General features: G+C 40.3%; 16 protein-coding genes and 1 riboswitch. Of the genes, 7 read left to right on the forward strand and 9 right to left on the reverse strand.

From position 1 onward, the window contains the following. Positions 1-242 precede the first annotated feature (242 nt). Complete coding sequence (locus FPQ10_RS12000) at positions 243-1,412, forward strand: MalY/PatB family protein (protein WP_144163735.1); 1,170 nt, start codon at positions 243-245, stop codon at positions 1,410-1,412. A gap of 96 nt (positions 1,413-1,508) precedes the next feature. After that, complete coding sequence (locus FPQ10_RS13150; RefSeq protein ID WP_186278678.1) at positions 1,509-1,844, forward strand: hypothetical protein; 336 nt, start codon at positions 1,509-1,511, stop codon at positions 1,842-1,844. A gap of 414 nt (positions 1,845-2,258) precedes the next feature. On the opposite strand, the gene FPQ10_RS12010 is transcribed toward FPQ10_RS13150, so the two are convergent. The 7 genes from FPQ10_RS12010 to ribD all read right to left on the reverse strand — a co-directional run bounded on the left by FPQ10_RS12010 (position 2,259) and on the right by ribD (position 7,774). Beyond that, complete coding sequence (locus FPQ10_RS12010) at positions 2,259-2,813, reverse strand: DUF7010 family protein (protein WP_144163737.1); 555 nt, start codon at positions 2,811-2,813, stop codon at positions 2,259-2,261. Between the two features lie 498 nt (positions 2,814-3,311). Then, positions 3,312-3,893 carry a superoxide dismutase family protein gene (locus tag FPQ10_RS12015; RefSeq protein WP_144163738.1) on the reverse strand — a complete coding sequence of 194 codons (582 nt, stop codon included), beginning with the start codon at positions 3,891-3,893 and terminating at the stop codon, positions 3,312-3,314. Positions 3,894-3,987: 94 nt separating this feature from the next. Further along, entirely contained in the window at positions 3,988-4,212 is a 225-nt protein-coding gene (locus FPQ10_RS12020; protein WP_144163739.1) for a hypothetical protein, read from the reverse strand. Positions 4,213-4,303: 91 nt separating this feature from the next. Then, a complete protein-coding gene (gene ribH / locus FPQ10_RS12025; RefSeq protein ID WP_144163740.1) occupies positions 4,304-4,771 on the reverse strand; it encodes a 6,7-dimethyl-8-ribityllumazine synthase in 468 nt (155 codons plus the stop codon). Between the two features lie 46 nt (positions 4,772-4,817). Continuing rightward, a complete protein-coding gene (locus FPQ10_RS12030) occupies positions 4,818-6,005 on the reverse strand; it encodes a bifunctional 3,4-dihydroxy-2-butanone-4-phosphate synthase/GTP cyclohydrolase II (RefSeq protein WP_144163741.1) in 1,188 nt (395 codons plus the stop codon). A gap of 15 nt (positions 6,006-6,020) precedes the next feature. After that, positions 6,021-6,671 carry a riboflavin synthase gene (gene ribE, locus FPQ10_RS12035; protein ID WP_144163742.1) on the reverse strand — a complete coding sequence of 217 codons (651 nt, stop codon included), beginning with the start codon at positions 6,669-6,671 and terminating at the stop codon, positions 6,021-6,023. A gap of 11 nt (positions 6,672-6,682) precedes the next feature. Continuing rightward, positions 6,683-7,774 carry a bifunctional diaminohydroxyphosphoribosylaminopyrimidine deaminase/5-amino-6-(5-phosphoribosylamino)uracil reductase RibD gene (ribD, locus tag FPQ10_RS12040; protein WP_255439959.1) on the reverse strand — a complete coding sequence of 364 codons (1,092 nt, stop codon included), beginning with the start codon at positions 7,772-7,774 and terminating at the stop codon, positions 6,683-6,685. Between the two features lie 45 nt (positions 7,775-7,819). Further along, positions 7,820-7,953: riboswitch (FMN riboswitch) on the reverse strand. Positions 7,954-8,269: 316 nt separating this feature from the next. On the opposite strand from ribD, the gene FPQ10_RS12045 reads away from it, so the two are divergent. The 4 genes from FPQ10_RS12045 to FPQ10_RS12060 all read left to right on the forward strand — a co-directional run bounded on the left by FPQ10_RS12045 (position 8,270) and on the right by FPQ10_RS12060 (position 11,475). Beyond that, on the forward strand, positions 8,270-8,932 hold the full coding sequence (locus FPQ10_RS12045) for a DUF4352 domain-containing protein (RefSeq protein ID WP_144163743.1): 663 nt from the start codon (positions 8,270-8,272) through the stop codon (positions 8,930-8,932). Between the two features lie 144 nt (positions 8,933-9,076). After that, positions 9,077-9,886, forward strand: a complete 810-nt coding sequence (locus FPQ10_RS12050) for a VLRF1 family aeRF1-type release factor (RefSeq protein ID WP_144163744.1) — start codon at positions 9,077-9,079, stop codon at positions 9,884-9,886. A 104-nt stretch (positions 9,887-9,990) separates the two neighbouring features. Next, positions 9,991-10,701, forward strand: a complete 711-nt coding sequence (deoD, locus tag FPQ10_RS12055) for a purine-nucleoside phosphorylase (protein ID WP_144163745.1) — start codon at positions 9,991-9,993, stop codon at positions 10,699-10,701. 171 nt (positions 10,702-10,872) lie between these two features. Next, positions 10,873-11,475 (forward strand): biotin transporter BioY, encoded by a 603-nt coding sequence (locus FPQ10_RS12060; protein ID WP_144163746.1) that lies wholly within the window; start codon positions 10,873-10,875, stop codon positions 11,473-11,475. A 390-nt stretch (positions 11,476-11,865) separates the two neighbouring features. Here the strand turns inward: FPQ10_RS12060 and FPQ10_RS12065 are convergent, their stop codons facing one another. Next, on the reverse strand, positions 11,866-13,347 hold the full coding sequence (locus FPQ10_RS12065) for a leucyl aminopeptidase (RefSeq protein ID WP_144163747.1): 1,482 nt from the start codon (positions 13,345-13,347) through the stop codon (positions 11,866-11,868). A gap of 168 nt (positions 13,348-13,515) precedes the next feature. On the opposite strand from FPQ10_RS12065, the gene FPQ10_RS12070 reads away from it, so the two are divergent. After that, positions 13,516-13,989: a divergent PAP2 family protein gene (locus FPQ10_RS12070; RefSeq protein ID WP_144163748.1), complete on the forward strand. Its 474-nt coding sequence runs from the start codon at positions 13,516-13,518 to the stop codon at positions 13,987-13,989. A 55-nt stretch (positions 13,990-14,044) separates the two neighbouring features. Here the strand turns inward: FPQ10_RS12070 and FPQ10_RS13415 are convergent. After that, positions 14,045-14,243 (reverse strand): 3D domain-containing protein (locus tag FPQ10_RS13415; RefSeq protein ID WP_255439960.1); only part of this gene is annotated, 199 nt, incomplete at its 5' end.

Genomic DNA, 14,243 nt, shown 5'->3' on the forward strand with positions numbered 1-14,243 from the left:
CTGTTTTTAAAAATGCAATTCAAAACATTGGAGAAGTCTTTGTATTTTTAAAAAGAGCAATTATGAAATTGATTCAAATATAAACTTTTTTATAAAAAGTGGTTTATTTTTTGTTTAAATGGTTATACATAGTAGTGTAATACTTTCTCGTATTCCCCCTTTGGCAAAGTGGATTCCCCCGCTTTGCCATTTTTTTTGCTTTAAATTATGATAGACGTATAGATTAAAAAGGGGGCGTTACAATGAAAGAAATCTTCGAGCAAGGAATCGACCGAGAAAATACCAATTCCGCAAAATGGGATGCAAGAGAAAAAATCTTTGGCACAAGTGATTTGTTACCGATGTGGGTGGCAGACATGGATTTTGCCGCACCACCTTCGTTGAAAGATGCATTGATCAAGCGAGCGGAGCATAATGCTTATGGTTATACGATCCATAATGATGAGTTATTACATACCATTCAAAATTGGGTAAAAAGACGTCATCAAACGAATATCGATACGGATTTACTAAGCTTCAGTCCAGGTGTCATCCCTAGTCTACATGCAGTGATTCAAGCTTTCACCGAAGAGAATGACCAGATTGTCATCCAACCACCTGTGTACCCACCATTTTTCTCAGTGATTGAAACGCATAATCGTACAGTTGTCGAAAATCCGTTGGTGCAAGGTGACAATGGATATGAAATGAATTTCGAGGAGCTTGAAGAATTATTCAAAGCAGGAGCAAAAGCTCTTCTTCTTTGTAGCCCTCATAATCCTGTCGGTCGAGTATGGACAGAAGAGGAACTGAAGAAAGTTACGGACCTTTGTGTAAAATACAATGTGATGTTGTTTTCTGATGAAATTCATGCAGACATCGTCTTCTCTCAATCTGAACACTTCCCTGCAATTCGAGTAAATGAGAAGGTGAAAGAATTGACCTTTACATTGATGGCTCCCTCCAAGACGTTTAACATCGCTGGGTTGCAAGGTTCATTTATTCTTTCGCCAAACGAAGAACAAAAAGAAAAGCTCGACAAGCAACTTCAAAAGCAAGGTATTGGCATGTTGAATACATTTGCCTATACCGCTATGCAAACGGTTTACGAGTCTGGTGAAGAATGGCTTGAAGAACTGAATAAAACGTTAGAGAATAATCGTGACCTCGTTAAAAAGATGTTCGAAGAGAGTGGCCTGCCGATCCGTACAATACCATCTGAAGGAACGTATCTTGTCTGGCTTGATTTCCGTGAAACAGAGGTCCCTCACGATGAGTTAAAGAAGATATTAATTGAAGAAGCAAAAGTCGGTCTAAATGATGGCACGACATTCGGTAAACAAGGTGAACAGTTTATGCGTATGAACATCGCAGCACCGCGTTCGACCGTGGAAGATGGAGTTAATCGGATTATTGAAGCTTTTTCGGAATAACTTAACTGTACAGTAACAATAATAGTTCTCAAACGAAAGAGACTGGCACAAATATGAATGTTTAATAACAATGAAGTGAGCGTTTAAGAAAGGGTATTGAAATACGTAGACGCCTGGCGTCAATTCATGCAGGTGAGGCGGCTAACTGATGAAGTTTGGCTGTTGACTGCTGAAGTTCGGCTGCTGACTGCTGAAGTTCGAATGCTGACTGCTGAAGTTTGGCGGCTGACTGCTGAAGTTCGAATGCTGACTGCTGAAGTTTGGTTGCTGACTGCTGAAGTTCGAATACTGACTGCTGATGTTTCGCGGCTGACTGCTGAAGTTCGAATGCTGACTGCTGAAGTTTGGTTGCTGACTGCTGAAGTTCGAATACTGACTGCTGATGTTTGGTTGCTGACTGCTGAAGTTCGAATGCTGACTGCTGATGTTTGACTGCTGACTGCTGAAGTTATGTCTCCCATGCAGGAGTTAGCCTATTATTTTCGGACTGCAATGCCATATAACTTTTATTAATGAAAGAAGCGTACACGCAGCCTAAGGTATAGAAGACACTTCGATTTATCGCAGATGTCGCCTTATGTCCTGTGGGTGCAAGCAAAGTGTTTTGAGGGATTGTTAGTCAAACAGAAAACCCGAGCGATTTATTTACGTCTAAATCGTTCGGGTTTTCTTTTCTTCTATAAACTTTTGCACAAATTTTAACAGGCTTTTAGATCTTGGTTATGTCAATCTTCTAATTACGTTCTAAATCAGAACCGTGTATTGTATTTGTCATAAAAGAAATCTTAACTCCGCCATATAAAGCTTTATATAAACCTACAACAAGCTCTTAGTTACACAGTTCAATTAAGCATTCTTCGTAGCATATTCTCTATTCTCGACCGTAACCCACGTCGCTAATATAATTAATGACCCTACCATAACAGTTGGAATTAACCAAAGCTGGCTCGCTCCTAATGTCCAACCGACTACAGTGATCATCACTGCAACAAGTGGTGCAATCATGTAATATGCTTTTGACTCGTAGTACCAACCGTATGGGAAAAAATGCGCAGCTGTTATAATGGCGAAAAATAACACAACCTGTTCAGGCGATTTTGCAAACGCCCAAAAGATAAATGGAAAATAAGCAAACTGAGCAAGATTGATGATCAGACCGAGCATGTTTAGTGGATTATCTTCCAATTTCCAATCAGCTTTCAATAACGTCGATATACCAACAGCGAGCGGAAACATCATTCCAGTAGAAACGAGCATAAAGATATTTTTTGTTTCTAATGGTAAATTCGGCATCAAAAATATCGCTGTAATGACGATCCAAATAATCGTACCTGCTAATATAAATGAGACTCCTTTTTTCCCTCGGATTGCTGCATCCCTTTTTGCTTCTTCTACTTGCACTATACTCTCCCCCTATTTCTAATACCTTTGCACGAAATAACTGCCAGGATTATTCTCATCTAAGCAAAGAATTGATTTTATCTATACTATATAATTTATCATAATTATCAAAATAAACCAGACAATTGTTCAATAGATGGTACTTTCCTCTTTAAAGATTGGTTATATAGAGATGTTTTTACTTTTCTTCCCGTCAAAAAATTATTCGCTTTCTTGAAATATCATTTGAGTGGTTAGGCGTTTTTGCTCGGTCAACCGTGTGGATTGAACGGTTACTCACTGTCTTTGAACAGTTAGGCGCGCGTTTTGAACAGTCACGCACGTTTTTTGAACGGTTGGGCGCGTGTTTTGAACAGTCACGCACGTTTTTTGAACAGTTAGACACAACTTTTGAACGGTCAAACCCAGACGTGTTTAGTGAAGTAGAATCTTTAACACAAAAAAGCATAGAGCTTAAACTCTATGCTTCAGAAATACATAATAGTATTCGTTAAAAACTCACGATTCTTCCTCTTCTTTTTGCTCAACTTGTTCGCCTGGGTTTGTGCCCTCTTGCAGCTCCGAGTCTTTTTTAATGACTGCACAGGCAACACGTTCACCAGAATCTCCGGATGGTTGGCTTACGCCGTCATCTTGGCCGGAGTGAATGATCAGTGCCTTGCCTTCATCTGAGAAAACTGAGCCTTTGCCATCTTTTAATGTTGCTTCTGATAAAACAAATTCGTAATCAGCAATCGTCCCGTCTCCGCCAACTTCGATATTCGGCATATCGCCAATGTGTGGACCTTCTGGGTGCATTAGACCGTGTTTGGATTCGTCAATCGTCCAGTGATTTCCGGCTGACTCGAAATTCGGACCTTCACATTTGGGAAATTCGTGGACATGAATCCCATGAAAGCCTGGTTCTAACCCTTCAAGTGCAACTTTTACTTTCACGCCTTCCGGTTCTTCTGAAACAGTTGCTTTTCCGATAATATCTGAATCTGCGTTATAAATATCCGTCTCTACCATTGTTTTCTGATCGGATTGGCAACCTATTAAAAAAGCTGACATTGAAATGATTAATAGTGCTCGTTTCATTTTTTTACCACCTCACCTGACAGTTTGGCTAGTCGGTAAGGATTTTAAACGGATCAACTAAAAAAACACCCACTATTTATGAGTGGATGTTTCATTAGTTCTTATCTGTTTGATCTTTCTCTTCTTTTTCTTGAATGACCGGACCATATCTTTCATTAAACTTATCTTCTTGTTTTTTAGAGATTTTTTTAATGAGAATGAAAGCCAATACTGCAACGATGAAAAAACCAATCATCGTCAAGAGGGCTGGTAGGTATTCCGTTTTATCATCAGGAAAATAAAGAAATGGCATTAATATTGGAAATTGTATAAAAGGCATGACAAGCACCTACTTTTACTTATGTGATTAGCTCAAGTATAACATAGGGAAATGTGGTGTTGTCAGTTGAGTGTTTCACCTTTTTGACAATTTACTTTCCTATTTCTTTTAAAAGATTCGCCATTTCAATGGCAGCAATCGCGCAATCATACCCTTTGTTTCCTGCTTTCGTGCCTGCACGCTCAATTGCTTGTTCGATTGTATCTGTTGTCAGGACGCCGAAAATTGCCGGGACACCTGTTTCTTTGCTGACAGAAGCAACGCCGCTAGATACTTCCCCACTTACATATTCGAAGTGCGGTGTCGCGCCACGAATGACGGAGCCAAGCGTAACGAGTGCATCATATTTATTCGTTTCTGCAAGTTTTTTCGTTGCTAGTGGGATTTCATAGGCACCTGGTACCCAAACAACTTCGATATCATTTTCGTCTACACCGTGACGTTTCAAAGCACTTACGGCACCGTCTAACAATCTTTCATTGATAAATTCATTGAAACGACCCACAACGATCGCTATTTTAAGTCCTGTTCCGACTAAGCTTCCTTCGTATGTTTTCATTTCGTATTCCTCCTCTATTGTTTTCCATTGTGTTTTCATTTTTAACTTAAAACAAATGACCTAATTTATCGCGTTTTGTTTGCAAGTACTTTTCGTTGTTTTTATTTGATTCCATTTTAAGTGGTACACGTTCAACTAATTCGAGTTCATAACCGTGCAGTCCTTTGATCTTACGTGGATTATTGGTGAGTAGGCGCATTTTACGTACACCGACGTCTTCTAAAATTTGTGCACCTAAACCGTAATCCCGTAAATCAGCTGGAAAACCAAGTTTGTGGTTCGCTTCAACAGTATCATAGCCTTCTTCTTGGAGCTTATAGGCTTTTAGTTTATTCAACAAGCCGATGCCTCGACCTTCTTGGCGCATGTAAAGAAGAACACCTTTTCCTTCTTCTTCAATCTGTTTTAAGGCTGCTTCCAATTGCGGACCACAATCACAACGATGGGAGCCAAATACGTCGCCTGTTAAACATTCACTATGCACACGGACCAACGTAGGCTCATGTGGGTTGATATCGCCTTTCACTAAGGCAATATGCTCACGGCCGTCCAGATCATTTGTGTAAGCAATCGCATTGAAATCACCGAATGAAGTTGGTAAGTTGATTTCGATTTCACGACTGATCAATTTTTCGTGTTTTCTACGATACTTAATCAAGTCTTCAATCGTAATCAGCTTCAATCCTTTTTCATCTGCCAATTTACGAAGTTCCGGTACACGAGCCATCGACCCATCTTCATTCATGATTTCGCAAATAGCGCCGACAGGTTTTGATCCAGCGATTTTCGCCAAGTCAATAGCCGCTTCTGTATGCCCTGCCCGACGCAAAACGCCTCCCTCTTTCGCGATTAACGGAAAAATATGTCCAGGTCGTTTAAATTCTGTTGGAACGACATCATCTTCAGCTAAGCGCATAATGGATTTAGACCGCTCGCCTGCACTAATCCCAGTCGTTGTTTCCACATGGTCGATACTGACGGTAAATGCAGTGCCGTGACTGTCTGTATTCACATCAGCCATCATGTTCAATTGAAGTTGATCTGCTTTTTCTTTCGTAATCGGTGCACAGATTAATCCACGGCCTTCTGTCGCCATGAAGTTGATCATTTCGGGAGTTGCTTTTTCACCTAGTGCGACAAAGTCCCCTTCGTTCTCTCTATTCTCGTCATCTACAACGATGACAGCTTTTCCTTCGCGTAGGTCTTCTATTGCTTCTTCTATTGAATCAAACATTGTTTGCCCCTCCTATTAACCAAGAAACCCTGATTTTCGCAGCTGTTCCAAGGAAACTCCTTTTTCTTTTTGTTCTTCGTTCGGTTGTACGAGCTGATAGACATATTTTAACAATTGGTCGCATTCGATATTCACTAAATCCCCTGTACCTTTGCTCGTTAAGGTTGTTGCATCCTGTGTGTGCGGGATTAACGAGATGGTTAACACATGATCTTCTAAGCCAAATATCGTAAGCGATGTCCCGTCAATCGATACGGAACCTTTAATCATCATATATTTACTTAAGTTTGCAGGTACTTCAATATGAAAGTATTCCGCATTCTCACGTGTTTCACGTTTAATGATTTTCCCCAAGCCATCGACGTGTCCTGACACGAAATGACCTCCAAATCGTCCATTGGCTGCCATTGCGCGTTCCAGATTCACTTTTGAACCGACTTTTAAATCTTTTAATGCGGTATGGTGAAATGTCTCAGGCATAACGTCCATCGTAAAATTCGTATCTGTAAAAGAAGTCGCTGTTAAACAAACACCGTTAACAGAAATACTGTCACCCAATTTCAAATCCTTTGTCACGATCGATGCTTTCACATCCAACTCGAGAGACTCGTTTGCTTGGTTGATCGTTTGTATTTCACCGACTTCTTCAATAATTCCAGTAAACATTGTATAACCCCCTACCGTTTCGGTTTGGCAATAATTTTCAAGTCATCATCCATCTGTTCGATCGATTCAAACGTCAGCTTTACGCTTTGGCTTACTTCTGTAAATCCATTTTGGTTAAAGAATGGTTTACTGGATGGTCCACCGATCAACTTTGGTGCCATATAAACATGAAGCTCATCAAAAAGTTGTTTATGTATGAATGACGAATGGACCTTTGAACCACCTTCTACATAAACACTCATGATTTTATCTTCTGCTAATTGTGCCAATAAATCGTTTAAATCGATTTCGTCTGTTGGCATGCGCAAAACATCAATATGTTCTATTTCATTTAATTGTTTTTCAGTTGATTCGCTCGCATGATTTCCACAAATAATGATGGTGCGAACGGCTTGATCTGTGAGTATTTTGGCATGAAAAGGGATGGATAGATGAGTATCCAAGATGATTCGTATGGGGTTAATTCCTCCGTGGGGCAAACGGGTTGTTAATTGAGGATCGTCATGTTTAACGGTTTCAATTCCGACTAAAATCGCATCATGTCGGTGGCGGTTTTCGTGAACATCACGTCGTGCCGCTTCACCGGTAATCCATTTACTATCACCACTGTTCGCCGTCATTTTTCCATCGAGCGAAACAGCTGTTTTTATCGTGACGTATGGTCGTTTATTTCGCATGAAGTGCATGAAATCTTTATTGATCTCTATGGCATCTTCTTCATGTAAACCAACTTCGACGTCAATACCTTCATCGCGCAACCATTGAACGCCTTTTCCAGCAACTTTCGGATTCGGATCCAAGGTTGCGACAAAAACTTTTTTAATTCCTGCGTCAATAATCGCTTTGGCACATGGCGGTGTTTTTCCATAATGTGCACAAGGCTCCAAGGTCACGTATATGTCAGCGTCCTTCGCCTCATCACCTGCTTGCTGTAGTGCAAATACTTCAGCATGCGGCTCACCTGGCTTCATATGTGTTCCGACGCCGACCACTCGCCCGTTTTTAACAACTATGGCGCCAACCGATGGATTCGGATGCGTCTGGCCGATCGTCAGCCTTGCCATTTCCAAAGCGTGTTTCATATAATCTTTTGATTCTTTCAAACGTTAACCTCCTAATTAAGCAATCTTTTTTGGCCGTTAACGTTTCAGATCCTTCTCCCCTCCAGACTCTGACTGTCGGTTCCAGATTCGCACTGGATCAACCGCTCGCGCGGGTCGTGGACTTCAAGCACTCACTTGTTACCACCGGTCGGGATTTTCACCCTGCCCCGAAGAATCGTAACCCAAATATTTAAATGATTCATCATCATTATAATTTAATTGATAAAATTCTGCTACCCTTTTGTTTTATATTGATTTTTCATTGAATGGTTGGTACTGCCTAAATTAATTAATTGAAACGCTTAATTTCTTTGTAATATTATTGTAATATAGAGATAGAGACAAAGCGAATCATTTTTCCATTACGACATCCATCAATTGCACATATTTTTATTTAATACATAAGCAGAATGTTCACTTTACAAGATACAGTTAGATGCAATTAGATGTCAGTGGAGATATCCTGTCTCAAAAATAATTAGGGGGGATTTAGTGATGAAAAAGTTCCTATTTGTCTTGTTGGCTTTAATGCTCAGTGCATTTCTAACAGCATGTGGAGGAAGCGACTCAAGCGAGGAAGCCAGTGCTGAAGATTCCGATCAAGAAGAACGTACAGAAAGTGCTGATGAAAGCGATGATCAACAGAAAAGCGAAGAGTCCAGCAATGAAGAGTCCAGTGAAAGTGAATCAACTGAAGATGTCATCGAGACAGAAGGTGGTGTTTTCACTGCTCATTCAAAAAATGAAGAAGCACATACATTTGAAACAGGCCCTGTCGTGTTGACCATTGAGAAAGTTGTTGCTACTTCAGGTGAGTTAAATGAAGAAGGCCAGCAGTTTTTCGAAACGGATGAGATTGATTACATTCAAGTAGATATTGCTGTTGAAAATACTTCAGATGAAGATATTAGCTTTTATGCCGGACAAGGTACGATGTCAACCAATACTGGTGAACAAATCGAACCGGATATGTGGTTAAGTGATCATATTGAAGGAGAAATGATGGCTGGAACTAAAGGAAGCGGAACGATGGCCTATGTACTTGAAAACTCTAATGCAGAAGACATTGAGAGTATTCGACTTGTATTCGATGCACCGTTAAATGAAGATTGGGATACACTTGGTGAGGATCTCGATTTTGAAATCGAACTTAAATAAATCTATTTCTAGAAGCCTCTGTGATGGAGGCTTCTTTTTTTATTCTGCACAATAAGTTGTTCAGAGCTGTCCCCTGCGTTTAATCTCTTCTATAAACGGAAATACTTCTATAGAGTCAGTTTTTATAAAAGGAGTGTATCTTGTATGGATTTAAATAAAGAACTGAAGAAACTTGAATCACTATATCTCCAATCCCCTCATCGTGTATTTACGATGTATTTGAACACAGATCCAGCTGACCCTGGAAATCTAAAAGGTAAGTGGCAAATTCATTTCAAAAATGCAATGCAAAACTTTGAAAACTATCTCGAAAAAGATGATGATTCCGATGAAAAGCATAACTTCTGGAATGTGAAAGAAAAAGTAGAACGATTTGTACAGGATGAACAACCGAATTTCAAGAAAAGTGTCGTAATCATAGCCGCGTCAGATGATTCAGTTTGGTTTGCGAAAACATTGCAAATGCCCGTAGAAAATGAATTCCATTGGGAAGAAACAGCGAAATTGGATCAGCTCCGTCGGATGCAAGAGGAATTTCCGAAGACGGGCATTATTTTAACCCAACAGGAAGAAATCAAATGCATTGATGCCAACCTTGGAAGCGTCAATGACACGAAAGTTTTTGAATTGGATTTGGATACAGAGGATTGGCGTCTCCACGAAGGAGCTCACTTAGCCGATCGAAATATGGGAACGTCAGGAGCGAAATCATCCAAGCAAGATGAATTCAAAGACCGTTTTGAAGCACACCGGGAAAGATGGTATAAACAAGTCGCCCCTAAATTAGACAAACTCGCTAAAGATAATGGTTGGCAACGAATTTATTTAGTCGGTGCACAGGAAGAAACCGATGAACTGGAAAACGCAATGAATAAACCTGTAGAAGATAAGGTCAATAAAAATTTATTGAATCATGAGGAAACAAAAGTAATCGAAGAAGTTGTATTTGCTTAACTCGATTGATCCCTATGCAGAACGAATGCATAGGGATTTTCTTTTTCTTTTAACTGATCTTATGATAACTTTTAAACAGAACATATGAAGGAGGAACTTATGAAATGAGCACAGCACATATTGGCGCAAAAAAAGGCGATATCGCTGAAACAATTTTACTTCCAGGAGATCCGCTTCGGGCAAAATATATTGCGGAGAACTTTTTGGATGATGTGACGCAATATAATGAAGTTCGCGGTATGTTAGGTTTTACAGGTACTTATAAGGGTGAGCGTATTTCGGTTCAAGGAACTGGAATGGGTGTACCAAGTATTTCGATTTACGTGAATGAGTTGATTAATGAATTTGGTGTGAAAAATTTAATTCGCGTTGGGTCTTGTGGAGCCTTACAAAAAGATGTCAAAGTACGCGACGTTATCCTGGCCCAAACGTCAACAACGGATTCTCAGATGAACCGGATGAATTTTGGTGGCATCGACTTTGCACCAACAGCTGATTTTGGATTGCTGAAAAACGCATATGACGTCGGCGAAGAAAAGAACTTGAATCTTCGTGTCGGCAACGTATTTACAAGCGATAGCTTCTATCGTGACAATGCAATGGAGTTGTTCGAAAAATTAGCGGAATACAATGTACTGGGTGTCGAAATGGAAACGACAGCTCTATACACATTGGCGGCAAAATATGATTGTCGTGCACTTTCTGTATTGACGGTGAGCGATCACATCTTAACTGGTGAAGAAACGACTCCGGAAGAACGTCAAACAACATTCAGTGATATGATTGATGTTGCATTGGAAGCAAGTATTCGATAAGTATTGAGTTTAATCAATGACTTCTCAAAAGTTTTCGAGCTTTTGAGAAGTTTTTTTATTTCTTCGTGAAAACTACCTTCCTATTGTTAACCTATTTATTTTATGGTTGACAATCATTTGCCTTCTCATATATTATAAAGAAAAAGATTCAGAAAAAGAGGGGTAATTGAAATGAATAACCAAAGATTTCGTACGGTCGACTTGACGATGGGAGCGGTCTTCGTCGTCCTAATGATGATTGGAGCCAACTTAGCTTATTGGGTTCCTGCTTTAAAAATTACATACGCAGGTGGAGAAGTTCCGCTTACTTTGCAAACTTTCTTTGCGATCCTGGCCGGGATTTTGTTAGGTAGAAAACTTGGCGCATTTTCGATGATCGTTTATCTCGCTGTCGGAGCTGTCGGTGTGCCTGTATTTGCAGAAATGAGTGCGGGGATTGCCAACCTTGCAATGCCGACAGGTGGATTTTTGATTTCATTTGTTTTTGTAGCCTATATCTCTGGATTGATTATTGAAAAAGCTTCCAATAATAGTTTGGCTACGTATTCTTTCGCCGTTTTCGGTGGATTGATCGTAAACTATTTAATCGGAACACCTTATTTATATTTTTCGATGAACAATGTGTTGGGAGTGCCGATTTCCATGTATGGATCCATGCTTACGATGTTGCCGTTCTTCATTAAGGATGCTGTGATTACTGGTTTACTTGCAGCGACCCTGCCTTCTTTTGTGACAAGAATCCAACGAGTAAGCCCATCATTGCGGAGTCAATAATTGATTAAAACGTCGTTCACTTAGTGAATGGCGTTTTAAATTTTCCAATAGGCTGATGACCTAGCTTTCTTCGATTATTAAGATGGCTTTTTGCGTTTATTTGGCGGCTTACTTCAGTTTTTCGGCGGCTTTTTGACTTTTTTCAGCGGCTTGTTGCTGTTATTCGACGGCTACAAGAGAGATTTCAACGGCTTGCTACGATTTTTCGACGGCTTTCCAGCTTTTTTCGACGGCTGCCTATGTGTCGAAACGCGCAATGTAAAATAGTAATAAAAAATAGCGGTAGCACAGAAAGTGAAAGATAAATGAATAGGTAAAGACCAGCAACGCTGAGGGTTGCTGGTCTTTTACATGAAAAGTATTTATTCATATTTTCATTCAGTTTTGATTTTATTCACCTAAATGAACAGCTTTCGCTAATGTTCTTGCCATGACACCAGTCGATCCTTTTGGTCCGAGGTCATATGCAGAATCAGATACTGCTGTACCTGCGATGTCCAAATGAACCCATGGTGTGTCTTCGGCAAACTCGCCGACAAATGCAGCCGCTAAAATGGATTGTGCTTTTCTACCTGGTGAGTTGTTTAAGTCAGCGATATGGCTTGTTCGAACTTCTTCACGGAAATGATCCATGTACGGGAATGCCCACACTGGTTCGTCCATTTTTTCAGAAGCTGTTTTTATTTCCTCATACCATTCATCGTTGTTTGTTAAGGCTCCTGTGACTTTATCGCCTAATGCGACAATGACACCGCCGGTTAGGGTAGCGATATCAACAATTTTTGCTGCGCCTTCTTTTCTTGCATAAGCAACGGCGTCTGCAAGCGCCAAGCGCCCTTCTGCATCCGTATTGCGGATTTCAATTGTTTTTCCGCTCATGGATACGATGACGTCGTCTGGTTTAAATGCTTTTCCACTGATCATGTTGTCAGTTGCTGCAATAATGCCCATCACATTTTCTTTCGGTTTCGTTTTACCGATTATTTCCATAGCGCCAACAACTGCTGCCGCTCCGCCCATGTCCATTTTCATACCGACAATACCGTCTTTAGGCTTTAACGAATAACCGCCGGTGTCAAAGGTGATTCCTTTTCCGACAAGTGCGGTTGGGTTTTCCCACGTGTCTTTTCCTTGATATTTCATGACGATAAAGCGTGGTGGCTCATCGGATCCTTGGTTGACGGCAAGTAGTGCACCCATACCAAGCTCTTCGATTTCTTCTTTGCCAAGAACTTCGATTTCCAGGTCGTTTTCGTTGGCAATGTTTTCAGCGAAATTCGCCAGGTCAGTTGCCGTTAGCAAGTTACTTGGCAGGTTGACTAAGTATCTCGCCGTGTTGGCCCCTGTTCCGTAAGCGTAACCTTTTTCTACTACTGATAAGTCGAGCTCTTGTTTACTAATTAAGTTTAATGAACCTAAGTTCGTTTTTTCTGGTCTATTTGTATGACATGTAGATTGTTCAAACGTCGATAATGCAAATGCATCGCCAATTGCTTCAAGCTGTTCTTCTGTTGGGTTATCTTGGAGGATGCTGGCTACTGAAATAGCAGCTTGATCGACACCATCTTTTTGGATGGATTGAAATGCTTTCCCTACTGCTTTACGTAAGCGGTTCGTCGTCAGTTCTTCTCGCTTGCCAAGACCAACGAAATATAAACGCTCAGCTTCAATCTTTCCTAGCGTATGTATTTTTCCAAGTTTTCCGTATTGGTTGGAAAGATCGCCTGCTTGCATCAGTTCATCCAATTGCTGGTCGAACACTTGATTTAGTTCTTCATAAGTCGTTTGATTATTTTTTTGTTCTTCAAATAAGCCAACAATTAAAGCTTTCGTAGATGCCTTTGTGACATCATCTTGTGTCTGTTGAAACATGTCCTCACTCCTTTTATCGTATACAATTATCATATCAGATTATTTCGATATGCGAAATAGACAACCTTCCTAACTTAAACGCTTGTCATATTTTCTTCACCATATCCGTTTGTGTTCAAGCATTTTTTGGGTACTATGAGAATAGTATGTTTAAAGGTAGTTGATATTATGGAAATTTTTACGAATACACCTCTATGGATTGCTTTATTGGCTGTTTTGTTTGCGCAATTTGTCAAAATCCCTATTCACTTCATTGCAACACGTGAATTTAAGCCGGGGTTGGCTTTCAGTACAGGCGGCATGCCTAGCAGCCATTCGGCCTCTGTCACTTCGTTAGCAACGGCAATCGGGATTGAAAATGGTCTCGATTCACCTTTTTTTGCGATTGCAGCTGTTCTGAGTATCATTGTCATGTACGATGCGACAGGGATTAGACGCCAGGCCGGAGAGCATGCGACGATTTTGAATCAGCTCGTCAAAGATTTCCAACGTCTTGTAGCTGATGCGAAAAATTGGCCACAAAAAGAACAACAACAGAAAAAAGAAGAGTTAAAAGAACTGCTTGGTCACCAACCGATTGAAGTTTTCTTTGGCGCATTAACTGGAATCATTTTAGCTATTGTTGTTTATTCATTTATTTAGTTTTAAAAAAACCCGCTGGCACAGCTTCCACAGCTGTACAGCGGGTTACATGTTGTTATAGGCTTTCTTGAAATGTCGGCAAGTCGCCTGCTTCAATCTTGTCGGCCCATTGATTGAATTCTTCTTCCGTCAATTGACCTTCTCCTTCTTCAATGACAAAAACATCAATTTCTTTTTTTCCCCATTGACTAAATACTTCGTCAACCGTTTCATAGTACAAATCAATTTTGTTTCCTTTAATCGCACTTCCCGTA

Source organism: Allobacillus sp. SKP2-8 (genome assembly GCF_007559355.1).
GTDB classification, from domain to species: domain Bacteria; phylum Bacillota; class Bacilli; order Bacillales; family Alkalibacillaceae; genus Allobacillus; species Allobacillus halotolerans.